The organism is Allobosea sp. TWI1241 (genome assembly GCF_039673065.1).
GTDB lineage: Bacteria > Pseudomonadota > Alphaproteobacteria > Rhizobiales > Beijerinckiaceae > Allobosea.
The window spans coordinates 222,890-240,399 of the sequence record NZ_JBDJKW010000002.1; the positions used below are offsets into that span (position 1 = coordinate 222,890).

Below are 17,510 nucleotides of genomic sequence, written 5' to 3' on the forward strand. Positions count from 1 at the left end.
AGGCTTGCGCAAGTCCCTAGCTGGCGGCGCCGGCCGCGGCCGCAGGCTGGGCCGGCGCACCGCGCCGCCCCAGCCTGCGTTCGCCGACGCCGAGCTGGATCAGGCTGATGCCGAGCGCCATCACGACGATCAGCACCGAGGAATAGGCGATGGCGAGGCCGAACTCGCCGGCCTCGACCCGGCCGACGATATAGGCGGTGGCGAGGTTGTACTCGGCCGAGACCAGGAAGATCACGGCGCTGACCGTCGTCATGCTGCGCACGAAGCTGTACACCAGCGCCGCGACCAGGGCCGGCCGCAGCAGCGGCAGCACGACGCGCCAGAGCGTGGTGAAGCTGCGCGCCGAGAGCGTGGTCGAGGCCTCGTCCAGGCTCTTGTCGATCTGCGAAAGTCCCGCAATGCCGGAGCGCACGCCGACGGGCATGTTGCGGAAGACGAAGGCGATGACGAGGATCAGCCCGGTGCCGGTGATCTCCAGCGGCGGCACGTTGAAGGCGAGGATATAGGCGACGCCGAGCACGGTGCCGGGGATGGCGAAGCTCAGCATGGTCGCGAATTCCAGCGCGCCGCGGCCGGCGAAGCGCTGGCGCGTCAGCAGATAGGCGGTCAGCAGGCCGACCATGGCGGTCAGCGGCGCCGAGATGGCCGACAGCTTCAGCGTGGTGAAGAAGGAAGGCCAGGCCGAGCCGTCGAAATGCAGGCCGCGGCTGAAGTCGATCGAGAAGCCGGTGAGATAGTGCTGGAGCGTCGGGGTGTAGTCGCGCCCCATCGACTTCACGAAGCCGCCCATCAGGATCACCACATAGATCACCGCGGTGAGGATGACCCAGGGCAGCACCACCAGCCCGGCGAGCCAGGTGATGCGGCGGGGCAGGGGCGTCGGCAGGCCGGAATCGCCCTTGCCGGTGACGGTGGTGTAGGATTTGTCGCCGAGCCAGCGCTGCTGCGCCCAGAAGGCGGCCAGCGTGAAGCCGAGCAGGACGATGGCGAGCACCGCCGCCTGGCCCTGGTTATGGGCGGCGCCGACCACGGCGAAGAAGATCTTGGTCGAGAGCACCTCGAAATTGCCGCCGAGCACCAGCGGGTTGCCGAAATCCGCCATGCTCTCGACGAAGCCGAGCAGGAAGGCGTTGGCCAGCCCCGGGCGCAGCAGCGGCCAAGTCACGGTGCGGAAGGTGGTCCAGCGCTTGGCGCCGAGGGTCTGGGAAGCTTCCTCCAGGCTCGGCGCGATGCCCTGCACCACGCCGATCAGCACGAGGAAGGCGATCGGCGCGAAGGCGAGCACCTGTGCCAGCAGCACGCCGGGCAGACCGTAGATCCAGCGCGAGCGCGGTACGCCGAACCATTCGTAGAGGAAGGTCGAGAACAGGCCGGAGCGGCCGAAGAGCAGGATCAGCGCCAGGCCGATGACGAAGGGCGGCGTGATGATCGGCAGCACGGTGAGCAGCCGCATGGCGCGCTTGCCCGGCATGCCGGTGCGCAGGATCAGCAGCGCGCAGGCGAGCCCGAGCAAGGTGGTGATTACGCCCGTCAGGATGGCGAGGATCAGCGTGTTCCAGGCGACGCCGCAATTGGTGCCGGTGGTGACGCAGCCCAGCCCCCAGATGCTCTCGCTGAAGAAGCGCTCGCCGAAATCGCCGAGCGCCAGCGCCCCGCCATCGTCGACGAGTGCGCTGCGCAGGATGGTGGCGACGGGCAGGAAAATGAACAGCGCGATCAGCATGATCACGATGCCGATCGAGGAGGTGGTGAAGATGTCGCCGCGGCACAGGCCGCGATAGGCGAGCCCGTGGCAGAGCAGCAGAAGCAGCGAAACCAGGGTCAGCAGCGCGCCGAAGCCCATGCCGGGCTGGCTGGCGCCGGCCCCGCCGAGCAGCGCGGCGAGCGCCAGCAGGCCCTGGTCGGGCAGGGTCACGGCGAAGCCCTGCGCGAACAGCAAGGCGAGGCCGCCGGCGCCGATCAGACTGAGCAGCAGCCCGGCGGGGGCGTCGGCACGGCGCACGCTCAGTGCCGTGGCGGCGGCGAGCGCCAGGCCGACCGGGATCAGCCAGGGCGCGGCGCCGGACAATGCCAGCGCCAGCGCGGTTCCGGCGCGGCCGAAGGGATAGCCCGCCAGGCCGGAGCCGTCGGGCAGGTACCAGGGGACCAGGACATAACCCAGCCAGCCCAGCAGCAGTGCGAGCCTCGTCGCAGGACGCATGCCGATCTCCTTCTTCAGCCGCCGCCGTCGCCCGGCCTCACTTCGGCAGGGACTTCACCTCCTTGTCCCACTTCGCCAGCAGGCGGACGCGCTCGGCCGAGGAGCCGTACTTCACGAAGTCGTAGTCGATCAGCTTCATGTCGGACATCTTCGGGGCCTGCGGCGGCACGGGCGCGTTCTTGTTGGACGGCACCTGATAGGACTTGGCCGGCGCGCCGAGCGCCTGCGCCGCGGGCGACAGCGCCCAGTCGTAGAACTTCTTGGCGTTCTCCAGATTGCGCGCGCCCTTGACGATCGACATCGAGCCGATCTCGTAGCCAGTGCCCTCGCAGGGCGCGACCGGCTTGATCGGGTCGCCCTGCACCGCGAAGACCACGGCGTCGTGGATGAAGACGATGCCGACCGCCGTCTCGCCGAGGCTGGCGGCCTTGGCCGGGGCGGCGCCCGACTTGGTGTACTGGCTGATATTCTTGTGCAGGGCCTTGAGGTATTCGAAGCCCTTCTCCTCCCCCATCAGCTGCACGACGGTCGCGAGCAGGGTGTAGGCGGTGCCCGACGAGTTCGGGTCGGCGACCTGGACATCGTCCTTCAGCTTGGCGTCGAGCAGGTCGGCCCAGCATTTCGGCTCGGCCATGCCCTTCGACTTGATCTGCTGGGTGTTGAAGCCGAAGCCGAGCGCGCCGGCATAAATACCGATCGAGCGCTGCTTGGCCGCCTTCCACTGCGACAGGGACCAGTCGTGCAGGTCCTTGTTCACCGGCGACTCGTATTCGAGCGTCAGGCTTTCCTCGGCCGCCTGGAGATGGGGGTCGCCCGTGCCGCCCCACCAGACGTCGCCGCGCGGGTTCGAGGCCTCGGCCTTGATCTGCGCATAGATCTCGCCCGACGATTTGCGCGTCATCGCGACCTTGATGCCGGTTTCCTTCTCGAAGGCGTTCGACATGGCGCGGCACCACTCCTCCTGGACCGCGCAATAGAGGACGAGCGCGCCCTGCGCCGATGCCGGCGCCGGAGCGAAGGAGACGGTGGCGGCGAGCATGCCGGCACCGAGCCAGGACCTGAGCTGCATGGTAACCTCCCTGAGACGAGAACGTTTCGTTCTTCGGTTCTTCTCGACGCCGTCGCGTCGGGCCTTGCGACTGTGTGCCGGCCCGCGCCTGCGATCAATCCTCCTTGCGCCGGCTAGGGAATTCCCGTGATAGCGCGCAGCTCGCCTGCTAGAGCGGGCGTTGCGCACAGGATCGGGTTGCCCTTGCTGATGCCGTCGCCGGCGAAGAAGTCGTTGATCTCGGCGCCGGCCTCGCCCGCGATGACGATCGCGGCCGCGACGTCCCAGGCGTTGATGTGCAACTCGGCGTAGCCGTCGGTGCGGCCGTTGGCGACGTTGCAGAGGCCCATCGTGCCGGAGCCGCAGCGTTTGATCGAGGCGCCGGCTGCCAGACCGCGCGCGACGCCCGCGACATAGTCCGCCTTAGGGATGCGGGTCGACCAGCCGAGCTCGATGCAGGCCCGCGACATCTGCGTCTCGCCGGAGACCGTGATCGCCTCGCCATTGCGCGTCGCGCCGCGGCCGCGACGGCCGAGATAGGTCTCGTCGAGCGCCGGCGCCACGACGATGCCGATCTCGGGCCGGCGCTTCAGCAGGAAGCCGATCGAGATGCACCAGTTGCGGTCGCCACGGGCGAAGTTGGCGGTGCCGTCGATCGGGTCGATGATCCACACCGCGTCCGAGGCCTCGCCGCCGCCTTCCTCGCCGATCACGGTGTCCTGCGGGAAGAGGGCGCCGATGCGCTCGCGCAGGAAGGCCTCGACCGCGCCGTCCGCGGCGGTCAGCCAGTCCTGCTCGCCCTTCATGCTGATGGCGAGTCGGTCGCTGCGGCCGAAATAGCCCATGGCGAGGCGGGCGGCTTCCTGGGCGAGGCCGAGTACCGCGGCCTGCCGCAGATCGAGATCGTGAGCGTTCATCAGGTCTTCTCTGCCGTGATCGCCACCGGCTTGCCGGTGCGCCAGGATTCGGTCGCCGCGTCGGCCAGCATCTGGGCCTTGAGCCCATCCTGGCCGGAGGGGCGAGGCGGGGTGCCATCGCGGACGGCGGTGACGAAGGCGTCGAGCTCGGCGCGGTAGGCCGCGGCATAGCGTTCGAGGAAGAAGTTCTGCACCGGGTCGGCCCGGAAGCCGGCGCCCGTCGCGCTCTCGACCGTGGTCTCGTGGATGTTGCCGGCGCGCAGCATGCCGCCGGCGCCGTGCACCTCGATGCGCTGGTCGTAGCCGTAGCTGGCGCGGCGCGAATTGGATATCTGGGCGATGCGGCCGCCGGCTGTGCGCATCACCACGGCGGCGGTGTCGACGTCGCCGGCCTCGCCGATCGCCGGATCGACCAGGGCCGCCCCCATGGCGAAGACCTCGACGGGCTCCTCGGTCAGGAGGAAGCGCGCCATGTCGAAATCATGGATCATCATGTCGCGGAACAGGCCGCCCGAGCGGCGGACATAGTCCACCGGAGGCGGGGATGGGTCGCGCGAGATCACGCTGACCATCTCCACGGCGCCGATCTCGCCCCGGCGCAGCCGCGCCTCGAGCGCCGCGAAATTGGGGTCGAACCGGCGGTTGAAGCCGATCATCAGCGGCCGGCCGCTGCGGGCCACGATCTCGAGGCAGCGGCGGATGCGCTCCGCGGCGAGATCGACCGGCTTCTCGCAGAACACGGCCTTGCCGGCCGAGACCGCCTGCTCGATCAGGTCGGCATGGGTGTCGGTCGGCGTGCAGACCAGCACGGCGTCGATGGCGCGATCGGCCAGGATGTCCTCGGCCGTCGCCGCCATGGCGCCGGTGGCCGCCGCGAGGCTGCCGGCGGCGTCGGCCGAGGCGTCGGCGACGGCGACGAGCGCGGTATCGGGGCGGGCGGCGACGTTGAGCCCGTGGATGCGGCCGATGCGGCCGGCGCCGAGCAATCCGAAGCGCATCATGGCCGGTCGGTCCCGATGACGCGAGGCTTGGTCGCGGAGGCCGGACAGGCATGCGGCGTCGCTGGAACGACGCGGAAAGACGATCTCTCACGCACGATGGCGCTTGCTCCCCAAGACCGAAACGGCACGTCAGTTTTGTTCTTCTTGACTAATGGAACAAAGATTTCATTCTCTGCTCACGCAAGTCAAGGCCGCCCAGAGCCTCCGAAGTGATGACGCAGACGACGCAGCAGGAAACGCCGCGCAAGGACTTCGCGCGCAAGGACTTCGACGGCTTCGTCGCGGCCCTGAGGAAGCGTGCGCCCGATCTGCCCCGGCGCCTGCGCCAGGTCGCCGACTACGCGCTCGACAATCCCGACGAGATCGCGCTCAGCACGGCCGCCGAGGTGGCGCGCAAGGCCGGCGTGCAGGCCTCGACGCTGGTGCGCTTCGCCCAGGCGCTCGACTATTCCGGCTTCAGCGAGCTGCAGCAGCTGTTCCGCTCGCGTTTGCGCCAGCAGGTGCCCGATCATCGCGAGCGCATCGAGACGCTGCGTGTCGAAGGCGCAGCCGGGCCGGACATGGCGCGGGTGCTGCTCGACGGCTTCGTCGAGGCCAGCCGCGAGTCGCTGTCGCGTCTGCAGGACGCCGCGCTCCTGCGCGACATCGATCTCGCCACGGACCTGATCGCGGGAGCGCGGACCGTGGTGCTGGTCGGCGCGCGGCGGATGTTCCCTGTCGTCGCCTACCTCGCCTACGCTTTCGGCAAGCTCGGCATCCGCGCGGTGCTGGTCGACGATATCGGCTCGCTCGGTCCCGAGCAGGCGGCGATTGCCACCGCCGATGACGTGGTCGTGGCGGTGAGCTGCGCGCCCTACACGCCGGCCACCGTCGCGCTCGCGGCGCGGGCCGATGCGGCCGGCATCCCGGTGATCGCGCTCACCGATGGCGCGCTCAGCCCGCTCGCCCAGCATTGCCGGCTCTGCCTCGCCGTGCGGGAGGCCGATTACGGCGCCTTCCGCTCCATGGCCGCCACCTTCGCCATCGCCATGACGCTCGCCGTCGGGGCCGCCGAGAAAGCCCGTTCCCATGCCTGAGCCCAGCCTCGATCTCGTCAGTATCGGCCGCTCCTCGGTCGATCTCTACGGCCAGCAGATCGGCGGCCGACTCGAGGACATGGCGAGCTTCTCCAAGGCGGTGGGCGGCTGCCCGACCAATATCGCCATCGGCACCGCCAGGCTCGGGCTGAAATCGGCGGTGATCACCCGCGTCGGCGACGAGCAGATGGGGCGCTTCATCGTCGAGCAACTGCAACGCGAGGGCGTCGACACGCGCGGCGTCGCCGTCGATCCGCGGCGCCTGACCGCGCTCGTCATCCTGGGCGTGCGCGACGAGAAGACCTTCCCGCTGATCTTCTACCGAACCGACTGCGCCGACGCGGCGCTCGACGAGGGCGACATCGACGAGGCCTTCGTCGCCTCGGCCCGCGCGGTGGTGGTCACGGGGACGCATTTCGCGCTGCCCGAGGCCGCCAAGGCGCAGAAGAAGGCGATCGCCATCGCGCGGCGGCATGGCCGCAAGGTGGTGTTCGACGTGGATTACCGGCCCAATCTCTGGGGGCTGGCCGGCCATGACGCCGGCGAGGAGCGCTATATCCGTTCCGACACGGTGACGCGCCATCTCCAGGCGATCCTGCCCGATTGCGACCTGATCGTCGGCACCGAGGAGGAGCTGCACGTCGCCGGCGGCTCGGAGGACACGCTGGCCGCGATCCGGGCGATCCGGGCGCTGAGCGCGGCGACGATCGTCTGCAAGCGTGGGCCGATGGGCTGTGTCGTCTTCCCGGGCGATATCCCCGACAGGCTGGAGGACGGCATCAAGGGGCCGGGCTTCCCCGTCGAGGTCTACAATGTGCTGGGTGCCGGCGACGCCTTCATGTCCGGCTTCCTGAGGGGCTGGCTGCGCGACGAAGCGGTGGAGACCTGCTGCGCCTGGGCGAATGCCTGCGGCGCCTTCGCGGTGTCGCGCCTGCTCTGCTCGCCGGAGAGCCCGACCTTCGACGAACTGCGCTATTTCCTCGACCACGGCTCGCCGCATCGCGCGCTGCGTTTCGACGCCGAGATCAACCATGTCCACTGGGCGACGACGCGGCGGCCGCAGCCGGATGAGCTCATGGCGCTCGCCATCGACCACCGGGCACAGATCGAGGCGATGGCGGACGAGGCCGGGGCGCCGCGGGCCCGGATCGCGCAGTTCAAGCGCCTGGCCGTCGAGGCGGCGGCCCGCGTCGCCGGCGCCCGCTCCGGCTTCGGCATGCTGCTCGACGGCGCCCATGGCCGCGAGGCGCTGTTCAGGGCCGGCGATCACGGCTTCTGGGTGGCGCGCCCGCTCGAAGTGCCGGGCTCGCGCCCGCTCGCTCTCGAAACCGATGCCGAGGGCTCGCTGGGCGCGGCGCTGGCCGAATGGCCTGTCGACCATGTTGCCAAGGTGCTGGCCTTCTACCATCCCGATGATCCCGCCGAACTGAAGGCGCGGCAGGAGGCGGTGCTGAGGCGCGCCGCGCTGGCCTGCCGCCAGGTCGGACGCGAATTGCTGGTCGAGATCATCTGCTCGAAGCACGGGCCGGTCGGCGACGACACCATGGCCGCGGTGATGCGCCGGCTCTACGCGATCGGCATCCGGCCGGACTGGTGGAAGCTCGAGGGCCAGCCGACGCCGGCGGCCTGGGCGGCGGTCGATGCCGCCATCGCCGAGAACGATCCCTATTGCCGCGGCGTGGTGCTGCTCGGCCTCGACGCGCCGCTGCCGCAGCTGGAGGAGGCTTTCCGCCTCGCTGCGGGCGCCCGCAGCGTCAAGGGCTTCGCCGTCGGGCGCAGCATCTTCGGCGATGCGGCGCGCGGCTGGCTCGCCGGCCGGATGGACGATGCGGCCGCGGTCGCGATGATGGCGGAGCGCTTTGGCGGGCTGGTCGCGGCCTGGCGCGGCGCGCGGGGAGAGCGGGCATGAGCACTGTCAGACTGACTATGGCGCAGGCGCTCGTCGCCGCGATGGCGGCGCAGAAGACCATGGTGGCCGGGCACGAGCTGCCGCTCTTCGCCGGCGTCTGGGCGATCTTCGGCCATGGCAACGTCGCCGGCATGGGCGAGGCGCTGCACGGCATGCGCGACGTGCTGCCGACCTTCCGCGCCCATAACGAGCAGGCCATGGCCCATGCGGCCATCGCCTTCGCCAAGGCTTCGCGCCGGCGGCGGATGATGGCGGTGACCAGCTCGATCGGTCCCGGCGCGACCAATATGGTCACCGCCGCGGCGGTAGCGCATGTGAATCGCCTGCCGCTGCTGCTGCTGCCGGGCGACGTCTTCGCCTCGCGGCGGCCCGATCCGGTGCTGCAGCAGATCGAGAATTTCGGCGACGGCACCGTCTCGGCCAATGACTGCTTCCGCCCGGTCTCGCGCTATTTCGACCGGATCACCCGGCCCGAGCAGCTGATGCGGGCCTTCGAGCGGGCGATGCAGGTGCTGACCGACCCCGCCGACTGCGGGCCGGTGACGCTGGCGCTCTGCCAGGACGTGCAGACGGAGGCCTCCGACTATCCCGAGCGCTTCTTCGCCGAGCGCCTCTGGCAACCGCGGCGCCAGCGGCCTGATGAGGCCGAGCTCGCCGAGGCGATCGCGCTGATCCGGGCGGCGCAGCGGCCTCTCGTGGTCGCCGGCGGCGGCGTGCTCTACAGCGAGGCGGAAGCCGAGCTGGCCGCGTTCTGCAGCAGTCACGGCATCCCCGCCGCCGAGACGCAGGCCGGCAAGAGCGCCCTGCCGCGTGACGAGCCGCTCAATCTCGGCGCGATCGGCGTCACGGGGACGGAAGCCGCCAACGAGGCGGCGCGCACCGCCGATCTCGTGCTCGCCATCGGCACCCGCCTGCAGGATTTCACCACCGGCTCGCGCGCGCTCTTCGCCGATCCGCAGGTCAGGATCGTCGGGCTCAACACGCAAGCCTTCGACGCCGGCAAGCATGGCGCGCGGCCGCTGCTCGCCGATGCGAAGGCCGGTCTGGCCGAACTCTCCGCGAGCCTCGCCGGCTGGAGCGCGCCTGCCGGCTGGAGCGAGCACGCCCGAAGCGCCCGCGACGGCTGGCTCACCATCGCCGCGCGCTATACCGCGCCGACCAACGAACCGCTGCCCAGCGACGCACAGGTCGTCGGCGCCGTGCAACGCACCAGCCGGCCGAGCGACGTAGTGCTCTGCGCCGCCGGCGGCCTGCCGGGCGAGCTGCACAAGCTCTGGCAGCCCGGTGCGCCGGGCGGCTACCACATGGAGTACGGCTATTCCTGCATGGGCTACGAGATCGCCGGCGGGATCGGCGCCAAGCTCGCCGATCCGGTGCGCGAGGTCGTCGTCATGGTCGGCGACGGCTCCTATCTGATGATGAATTCCGAGATCGCGACCTCGGTGATGCTTGGCGTGCGGCTGACGATCGTGCTGCTCGACAATCGCGGCTTCGGCTGCATCAACCGGCTCCAGAACGCCACCGGCGGCGCGCCCTTCAACAATCTGCTGCGCGACACCCGCCACGAGACGCTGCCGGCGATCGACTTCGCCGCCCATGCCGCGTCGATGGGAGCGAATGCGCGCAAGGTCGCCGGCATCGCCGAGCTGGAGCAGGCGCTGGCCGCAGCGCGCGACAGCGACCGCACCAGCGTGATCGTCATCGATACCGACCCGCTCGCCGCGACGGATGCCGGCGGGCACTGGTGGGAGGTCGCCGTGCCGGAGGTTTCCGGCCGCGACGAGGTCCGCGCCGCGCGCGGGCGTTACGAGGATGCGCTCTCGCGGCGCGACGGCTGAGGACGAGAACGACATGCCTATCCGGATCGGTGCCAATCCCATCGGCTGGTCGAACGACGACCTTCAGGAGATCGGCGGCGCGACGTCGCTGGAGAGCTGTCTCACCGAGGCGCGTGAGGCGGGCTTCGAGGGCATGGAGCTCGGCCATAAATTCCCGCGCGAGCCTGCTGCGCTGAAGGCGGCGCTGGCGCCCTTCGGCATGGCCTGCATTTCGGGCTGGTACTCCGCCGAACTGCTGCGGCGCGACGCCGAGACCGAGATGCGCCATCTGCGCCCGCATCTCGACCTGCTCAAGGCGATGGGCTCGCAGGTTCTCGTCTTCGCCGAGACCTCGAACGCGATCCATGGCGACCGCGGCAAGCCGCTCTCGCAGCGTCCCGTGATGGCGCCGGGGGACTGGGCGGAGTTCGGCCGCCGCATCACGCAAGTCGCGGAGCGCACGCTCGCCGAAGGGGTGAGGCTGGTCTACCACCACCATATGGGGACGATCGTCGAGAGCGAGGCCGATATCGACGCCTTCATGGCGGCGACGGGGGAGGCTGTGCACCTGCTGCTCGACACCGGCCATGCCAGCTGGGGCGGGGCCGACCCGGCCGCGCTCGCCGCGCGCTATCGCGACCGCATCAGCCATGTCCATGCCAAGGACGTGCGCAAGCCGGTGATGGAGCAGGCGCTGGCGGAGGACTGGAGCTTCCTCGATGCGGTGCTGGGGCAGGGCGAAGCGCTCGGCGTCTACACCGTGCCGGGCGACGGCATGGTCGACTATCCGGCGGTGTTCCGGGCGCTGCCGGGCTATTCCGGCTGGGTCGTGGTCGAGGCCGAGCAGGACCCCGAGAAGGCGCATCCGCTGACCTATGCCCGCAAGGGCGTCGCCCATCTCAAGGCGAGCCTGGCTGCGGCCGGGCTGTCGTGACGCCGCCGCGGGAGGCCGGAGGACCCATGTCGAAACTGCTGGTGAAGCCGCAGGCGCCCGATGCCGAAGGGCGCGTCCACGAGATCACGCCGGACTCGGCCGGCTGGGAGCATGTCGGCTTCGCCGTGCACCGCCTCGCCGACGGCCAGAGCCTGGCGCGCCGGACCGGTGGGCGCGAGCATTGCCTCGTGCTGCTTTCCGGCAAGGTCGCGGCGCAGGCGCAGGAGCGCGATTTCGGCACGATCGGCGGGCGTAATTCGCCCTTCGAGCCCGATCCCTGGTCGCTTTACGTGCCCGCCGGTGCGGAGTGGCAGGTGACGGCGCAGGGCCCCTGCGAGATCGCGATCTGCTCGGCACCCGGCATCGCCGGCGCCCGGCCGGCCCGCGTCATCGGACCGGCCGATATCGGCAGCCTGACGCGCGGGCAGGGCAGCAACACCCGCCATGTCCGCAACATCCTGCCGGAGACCGAGCCGGCGGACGGGCTGCTGGTGGTCGAGGTGATCACGCCGGCCGGCTGCTGGTCGAGCTATCCGCCGCACAAGCACGACGCCGACCGGCTGCCGGAGGAATCGCTGCTGGAGGAGACCTATTATCACCGGCTCGATCCGCCGCAGGGCTTCGGCTTCCAGCGCGTCTATACCGATGACCGCTCGCTCGACGAGACGATGAGCTTCGCGGACGGCGACGTGGTGCTCGTGCCGCGCGGCTATCACCCGGTCGGCGCGCCGCATGGCTACGATCTCTATTATCTCAACGTGATGGCCGGGCCGAAACGGGTGTGGAAATTCGCCAACGACCCGGCGCATGACTGGCTGATGGGGCGCTGAGCGGCAGCGCTCAGAGGTCGACCAGCACCCACAGCACCTGGGCGTCGGTCGGCCCCTTCGACGTCCAGGTGTGCTCGGTCGAGGCGTCGTAATAGACCGAATCGCCCTTGTTCAGCTCGAGCGGCTCGTAGAGCGCGCTGTGGACCACGAGCGTGCCGTCGAGCACGGTGACGAAGATCTCTGCCTCCGACTTGGCCCAGGCCTTGTAGTCGTTCGGCGAGCGGGCGGTGACCGTCGTCAGGATCGGCGTGGCCCGCTTGTTCTTGAGATCCGAGCAGAGCAGCGTGTTGACGCAGGTTCCGGTCGCGTGACGGTTGCCGGTGCCGGCGCGCGTCACGCTGCGGCGGCCGCGGAAGCTGCCGGGATCGCCGTCCTCGTCGCTCAGCAGGGTCACCAGCTCGATGCCGAGGCCCTGCGCGATCCGCTGCATGGTCGAGATCGTCGGCGACAGTTCGTTCCGCTCGATCTTGGAGAAGGCCGAGGCCGAGACGCCGGTCAGGCGGCTGGCCTCCTGCAGGGTGAGCTTGCGGCGCTTGCGCAGCTTCAGCAGCCGCGCGCCGATGTCGAGCGTGCCGCGGGAGTCGTCCTGGACCACCGTGCTGACGCGATCGACGGGGATATGGTCCCCGTGCCGCGGCTCGTCCCGGTCCAGCGACAGTTCCGGCATGCTCATCGTTCCTCGCTCCGTTCGCATCCCGGGACATCCGGGCTTGCCGCCTCCGACCGGCCGCCGGGCGCCCAGACTCGTTTCCTGATCATAGGACATCAGGCCGGCTGCATCCACAAACTCTCACATAATTTTCTGATAGTGGATTTATGTATCTTAGTATTGACATGTCAGGGATCGTGCACGAGCGTTGGCATCGTCTCCGCGTAGGACATGTCTGTCGTCGGGGCCGGCCGTGCCGGGGCATCATGCTTCCCGGGCACGGCGGTCCAGAAGGAACTGCCTGATGTCGCTCTCCAAAGATCAGTTGAACGGCCTGTACACGGCCATCGTCACGCCGCTGGCCGCCGACGGGGCGGTGGACGTCGAGGGCCTGCGCCGCCTGGTGCGGTTCCAGCTCGATGCGGGCGCGGCCGGCATCGTGCCGATTGGCGGGACGGGCGAGTATCCGGCCTTCTCGCGTGCCGAGCGCCGGCTGATCGTCGAGACTTGCGTCGAGGCGGCGAACGGCAAGCCCGTGATCCCCGGCGTGCTGTCGACCGGCTTCGAGGACGCGCTCGAGGCCGGCCGGGACTTCGCCGCCGCCGGCGCCGCCGCGGTGATGACGGTGACGCCCTATTACGCGCCCGGCACCCAGGACGGCATGCGCGCCTATTTCCGCCGCTATCGCGACGCGCTCGACCTGCCGGTGATGCTCTACCAGATCCCGCGCCGCACCACGGTGGCCGCCTTCGCCGACACGGTGCAGGGCATGGCCGAGGACGGCTCGATCATCGGCATGAAGTACTCCTCCTACGACATGCCGGACTACATCCGCACCGTGAAGTATTGCGGCGACAAGATCGCGATCCTCAGCGGCGAGGAGCCGCTGTTCGCCACCCATGTCGCGCTTGGCGCCTGCGGCGGCGTGCTGGCCTCGGCCACCGTGCATCCGAAGATCTGGATCGAGATCTTCGAACTCGCCCGCCAGGGCAAGCTCAACGAGGCGCTGAAGCTGCAGGACAAGATCGATCCGGTGATCGATGCGATCTATGTCGAGACCAATCCCGGCCCGCTGAAGGCCTATATGGCCATGGCCGGGCTGCCGGTCGGCGGCGTGCGCCTGCCGCTGCTGCCGCCGAGCAGCCAGACCGTTGCGGGCCTCGAGAAGGCGGCGCAGCACGCCAAGTCCGTCAACCTCGGCTGACCCCGCGAACAGGGAACGCGCCGTGCTCGATCGTCTCGAAGCCATCGTCGGAAGCAAGGGCCTGATCGTCGATCCGGCCGAGATGGAGCCGTGGCTGACCGATTGGCGCGGCCGCCGCAAGGGCAGGGCGCTCTGCGTCGTGCAGCCCGCCACCACCGCCGAGGTGGCGGCGGTGGTGCGGCTGTGTGCGGAGGAGCGCCAGCCCGTCTTCCCGGTGGGCGGCAACACCGGGCTCTGCTACGGCGCGGTGCCCGAGAATGGCAGCGACGACAGGCCGGGCATCGTGCTGTCGTTGCGGCGGATGAACCGCATCCGGGCGATCGACCGCGCCGGCGGCGTCGCGGCGGTCGACGCCGGCGTGGTGCTCGGCGACCTGCACACGGCGGCGCTGGCTGCCGGGCGGCAGTTCCCGCTGCATCTCGGCAGCGAGGGCAGCGCCCAGATCGGCGGGCTGATCTCGACCAATGCCGGCGGCACCGGCGTGGTGCGCTACGGGCCGATGCGCGATCTCGTCGCCGGGCTCGAGGTGGTGCTGCCGGACGGGCGCGTGCTCGACGACATGGCGGCGCTGCGCAAGGACAATACCGGCTACATGCTGCGCCATCTCTTCATCGGCGCGGAAGGCACGCTCGGCATCATCACCGGCGCGGCCCTGCGGCTGCATCCGCAGACGCCGAACACCGCTCATGCCTGGGTCTCGGTCGCCGATCCCGCGGCGGCGGTCGCGCTGCTGACTGCGATGCAGGACCGGGCCGGCAGCGCCATCCAGGCCTTCGAGCTGGTCTCGGCCTCGCAGTTCGCGCTGGTGCTGCGCCATGTCGAGCGCATCCGCATTCCCTTTGCGACCCTGCCGGCCTGGTCGGTGATGATCGAACTTGGCAGCGAGGACCCGACGACCCAGCTCGACGGCGTGTTCGAGGAGGTGCTCGGCGTCGGCCTCGAGGACGGCAGCGTGCTCGACGCGGTGGTCGCGACCTCGCAGCAGCAGGCCGAGGAGTTCTGGCATGTCCGGCACTCGGTCTCCGAGGCGAACAAGAAGGAGGGCATCGGCGTCGTCCACGACGTCGCGGTGCGCAGCGCGGATGTCGCGGCCTTCATCGCCTCCGCGGACATGGTCGCGGCCGAGCGCTACCCGCAGGCGACGACGCAGGTGGTCTGCCATCTCGGGGATGGCAACGTGCACTACATCCTGATGTTCCAGCGCGATTTCTGGCAGACGCTGCCGGACGGCGAGGCCTTCGCGCTGGAAGTCGAGCGCGCCATCCACGACGTCGCGGCGCGCTTCTCCGGTACCTTCAGCGCCGAGCACGGCGTCGGGCGCAAGCTCACCGAGGAGCTTGCGCGTCTCACCGATCCGGTGCGCTACGGCCTGATGCTCCAGCTCAAGCAGATGTTCGACCCGCACGGGTTGATGAATCCCGGCTCCCTCTTCGCGGACAGGCCCGCCTGAAGACAGCCCAAGAACCGCCGCCCGCAACAGGGCGATACGGACCGCCGCCCCACAGAACCAAATGGGGCACGAACAAGAAAACGGGAGATATGAGATGATTGCACGCAGGGATCTCGCCAGTCTCATCGGAGCCGGCGCCGTCGCCGCCACCGCGTTGAGCCTGTCCTCCAGGGAAGCCGCGGCCCAGGCTGCCGGCCAGAACACCTTCGACCGCATCGTCGCCGCCAAGAAGCTGCGCCTCGGCGCCGTCGCCAACGGTGCGCCGTGGTTCATGCGCGACAAGGCCTCCGGCGAGTGGGGCGGCCAGTTCTACGACATCGGCAAGGCGCTCGCGGCCGACATGGATGTGCAGCTCGAGCTGGTCGAGACCACCTGGGGCAACGCGATCCTCGACCTGCAGGCCGACAAGATCGACATCATGTTCGGCCTCAACCCGACCCCACGCCGCGCCATGGCGGTGGATTTCACCGGCCCGGTCTACGACAGCGCCCTGGTCATGATCGCCCGCCCGGGCTTCGATCCCAAGGCCTGGGCCGAGTTCAACGATCCCAAGGTCAAGATCTCGGTCGACGTCGGCTCGGCGCACGACCAGGTCGCCAGCCGCCTGTGCCCCAAGGCCCAGATCGTGCGCTTCAAGTCGATCGACGAGGCGACGCTCGCCCTGCGCAGCGGCCGCGTCGACGCGCAGTGCATCTTCTGGATGGGCGGCGTGCGCGCCGTGAAGCGCGACCCGCAGCTCGGTAAGGTGATCGTGCCGCAGCCGATGTTCGGCTCGACCTCGAACGCCGCCGTCCGCCGTGAGGCCGACAAGACCTGGCGCGATTTCGCCACGACCTGGATCACCTATGCGCGTGGCCTCGGCCTCATCCGCGAGGCGGTCGTCAGCAGCCTCGCCAAGGTCGACCTGTCGCTGGACGACATTCCGCCGGGCGTCACCTTCTGATCAGCCTGCCCCGCGGGCCCCGGGCACATCCCGGGGCCCGCGTTTCAGCGTGCGGCGCCGGCGCGCCGCCGCGAGGGAACCCGCTGCGAGAGAACGCATGTATCAGTGGAATTTCGATATCGTCTGGAGCTATCGCTGGCTCTTCCTGACGGGGACGGGCGTCACCATCGCCCTGACGATCGCGATCGTGGTGCTGGGCCTGATCGTCGGTCTGGCCGCGGGCGTCGCGCAGCTCTCCCGGTCGCCGGTGCTGCGCTGGACCTCGTGGCTCTATATCGAGATGTTCCGGCTGACGCCGCTTCTCGTGCTGCTGCTCTGGTTCTACTACGCGCTGCCGATCATGACGGGGATCAAGCTCGACGCGATCACCGCCGCGGTGGTGACGCTGACCCTCTATGGCGGTTCGTTCTACGCGGAGGTGATCCGCGGCGGCATCGTCTCGATCGAGCCCGGCCAGAGCGAAGCCGGCCTGGCGCTCGGCATGACGCCCGGCCGCGTCATGCGCCGGATCGTGCTGCCGCAGGCGATCAAGCGGATGATCCCGCCGCTGATGAACCAGTCGATCATCCAGTTCAAGAACACCTCTCTGGTCTCGGTCCTCGCCGTGCCGGACCTGCTCTACCAGGGCCAGGTCATCGCGATGGACACCTATCGCGCGCTCGAGGTCTACACCGTGATCGCCGCCATCTACTTCATCGTGCTGCTGCCCCTGACCATCATCGTCAAGGCGGCCGAGACAAGCCTGGCGCGGAGCAACTGAGGTGGCGATGAGCACTCCCAAGATCGAAATTTCCGGGCTGCGCAAGCAGTTCGGCGAGCTGGTCGTCCTGCGCGACATCAACCTGACGGTCGAGCCGGGCGCCGTCATCGCGCTGATCGGCCCGTCCGGCTCGGGCAAGTCGACCCTGCTGCGCTGCATGAACCTGCTGGTGCTGCCCGAGGGCGGCAAGGTCCGCATCGGCGAGCACGCCTTCTCCTTCGGCGACGGCAGCAAGCTGCCCAACGTCAAGGAGCAGGCCCGCTTCCGCTCCAACACCGGCATGGTGTTCCAGCACTTCAACCTGTTCCCGCACATGACGGTCATTCAGAACGTCATGGAGGGGCCGGTCTCGGTGAAGAACATGCCGAAGGCGCAGGCCGAGGCGCTGGCGCGCAAGCTGCTCGACAAGGTCGGCCTCGCCGACAAGGTCGACGTCTTCCCGAACAAGCTCTCGGGCGGCCAGAAGCAGCGCGTCGCGATCGCGCGTGCGCTCGCCATGGAGCCGGAGGTGATGCTGTTCGACGAGGCGACCTCGGCGCTCGACCCGGAGCTTGTCGGCGAGGTGCTGAACGTCATCCGCGCGCTCGCCGCCGAGGGCATGACCATGATCCTGGTGACGCACGAGATCGGCTTCGCCCGCGAGGTGGCCGACCGCGTCGTGTTCATGCGCGACGGCGTTATCGTCGAGGAAGGGCCGGCGCGCGAGGTTATCGGCGAGCCGAAGCAGGAGGCGACGCGCGCCTTCCTCAGCCACTTTCACAACCGCAGCTGA

15 protein-coding genes are annotated in these 17,510 nt (G+C 69.5%); 10 read left to right on the top strand and 5 right to left on the bottom strand.

All coding sequences use genetic code 11. From position 1 onward, the window contains the following. Positions 1 to 16: 16 nt before the first annotated feature. The 4 genes from ABE438_RS04030 to iolG all read right to left on the bottom strand — a co-directional run bounded on the left by ABE438_RS04030 (position 17) and on the right by iolG (position 5,166). Entirely contained in the window at positions 17 to 2,200 is a 2,184-nt protein-coding gene (locus tag ABE438_RS04030; protein ID WP_346501246.1) for an ABC transporter permease, read from the bottom strand. Positions 2,201 to 2,237: 37 nt separating this feature from the next. After that, complete coding sequence (locus ABE438_RS04035; protein ID WP_346501247.1) at positions 2,238 to 3,269, bottom strand: ABC transporter substrate-binding protein; 1,032 nt, start codon at positions 3,267 to 3,269, stop codon at positions 2,238 to 2,240. A gap of 113 nt (positions 3,270 to 3,382) precedes the next feature. Then, positions 3,383 to 4,165, bottom strand: a complete 783-nt coding sequence (locus ABE438_RS04040) for an inositol monophosphatase family protein (RefSeq protein ID WP_346501248.1) — start codon at positions 4,163 to 4,165, stop codon at positions 3,383 to 3,385. Next, on the bottom strand, positions 4,165 to 5,166 hold the full coding sequence (gene iolG, locus ABE438_RS04045) for an inositol 2-dehydrogenase (RefSeq protein ID WP_346501249.1): 1,002 nt from the start codon (positions 5,164 to 5,166) through the stop codon (positions 4,165 to 4,167). The genes ABE438_RS04040 and iolG overlap by 1 nt, the downstream gene beginning before the upstream one ends. A gap of 212 nt (positions 5,167 to 5,378) precedes the next feature. On the opposite strand from iolG, the gene ABE438_RS04050 reads away from it, so the two are divergent. From ABE438_RS04050 to iolB, 5 genes are read left to right on the top strand one after another with little or no spacing between them, the layout of a single operon-like run. After that, positions 5,379 to 6,242, top strand: a complete 864-nt coding sequence (locus tag ABE438_RS04050; RefSeq protein ID WP_346501250.1) for a MurR/RpiR family transcriptional regulator — start codon at positions 5,379 to 5,381, stop codon at positions 6,240 to 6,242. Further along, positions 6,235 to 8,151 (top strand): bifunctional 5-dehydro-2-deoxygluconokinase/5-dehydro-2-deoxyphosphogluconate aldolase, encoded by a 1,917-nt coding sequence (locus ABE438_RS04055; RefSeq protein ID WP_346501251.1) that lies wholly within the window; start codon positions 6,235 to 6,237, stop codon positions 8,149 to 8,151. The genes ABE438_RS04050 and ABE438_RS04055 overlap by 8 nt, the downstream gene beginning before the upstream one ends. After that, complete coding sequence (gene iolD / locus ABE438_RS04060) at positions 8,148 to 9,989, top strand: 3D-(3,5/4)-trihydroxycyclohexane-1,2-dione acylhydrolase (decyclizing) (RefSeq protein WP_346501252.1); 1,842 nt, start codon at positions 8,148 to 8,150, stop codon at positions 9,987 to 9,989. The genes ABE438_RS04055 and iolD overlap by 4 nt, the downstream gene beginning before the upstream one ends. 13 nt (positions 9,990 to 10,002) lie before the next feature. Further along, positions 10,003 to 10,902: a myo-inosose-2 dehydratase gene (iolE, locus tag ABE438_RS04065; RefSeq protein ID WP_346501253.1), complete on the top strand. Its 900-nt coding sequence runs from the start codon at positions 10,003 to 10,005 to the stop codon at positions 10,900 to 10,902. 26 nt (positions 10,903 to 10,928) lie between these two features. Further along, positions 10,929 to 11,732 carry a 5-deoxy-glucuronate isomerase gene (gene iolB, locus ABE438_RS04070; protein WP_346501254.1) on the top strand — a complete coding sequence of 268 codons (804 nt, stop codon included), beginning with the start codon at positions 10,929 to 10,931 and terminating at the stop codon, positions 11,730 to 11,732. A gap of 10 nt (positions 11,733 to 11,742) precedes the next feature. Here the strand turns inward: iolB and ABE438_RS04075 are convergent, their stop codons facing one another. After that, complete coding sequence (locus ABE438_RS04075) at positions 11,743 to 12,405, bottom strand: helix-turn-helix domain-containing protein (RefSeq protein WP_346501255.1); 663 nt, start codon at positions 12,403 to 12,405, stop codon at positions 11,743 to 11,745. 280 nt (positions 12,406 to 12,685) lie between these two features. On the opposite strand from ABE438_RS04075, the gene dapA reads away from it, so the two are divergent. The 5 genes from dapA (at position 12,686) to ABE438_RS04100 (ending at position 17,510) form a co-directional block, all read left to right on the top strand. Then, positions 12,686 to 13,585: a 4-hydroxy-tetrahydrodipicolinate synthase gene (gene dapA, locus ABE438_RS04080; protein WP_346501256.1), complete on the top strand. Its 900-nt coding sequence runs from the start codon at positions 12,686 to 12,688 to the stop codon at positions 13,583 to 13,585. Between the two features lie 22 nt (positions 13,586 to 13,607). Beyond that, the gene (locus ABE438_RS04085) at positions 13,608 to 15,035 is read left to right on the top strand and encodes an FAD-binding oxidoreductase (protein ID WP_346501257.1); all 1,428 of its coding nucleotides are present in this window, start codon (positions 13,608 to 13,610) and stop codon (positions 15,033 to 15,035) included. Positions 15,036 to 15,129: 94 nt separating this feature from the next. Then, positions 15,130 to 15,978 carry a transporter substrate-binding domain-containing protein gene (locus ABE438_RS04090; protein WP_346501258.1) on the top strand — a complete coding sequence of 283 codons (849 nt, stop codon included), beginning with the start codon at positions 15,130 to 15,132 and terminating at the stop codon, positions 15,976 to 15,978. 97 nt (positions 15,979 to 16,075) lie between these two features. Continuing rightward, a complete protein-coding gene (locus ABE438_RS04095) occupies positions 16,076 to 16,738 on the top strand; it encodes an amino acid ABC transporter permease (RefSeq protein ID WP_346501259.1) in 663 nt (220 codons plus the stop codon). A 7-nt stretch (positions 16,739 to 16,745) separates the two neighbouring features. After that, positions 16,746 to 17,510 carry an amino acid ABC transporter ATP-binding protein gene (locus ABE438_RS04100; protein WP_346501260.1) on the top strand — a complete coding sequence of 255 codons (765 nt, stop codon included), beginning with the start codon at positions 16,746 to 16,748 and terminating at the stop codon, positions 17,508 to 17,510.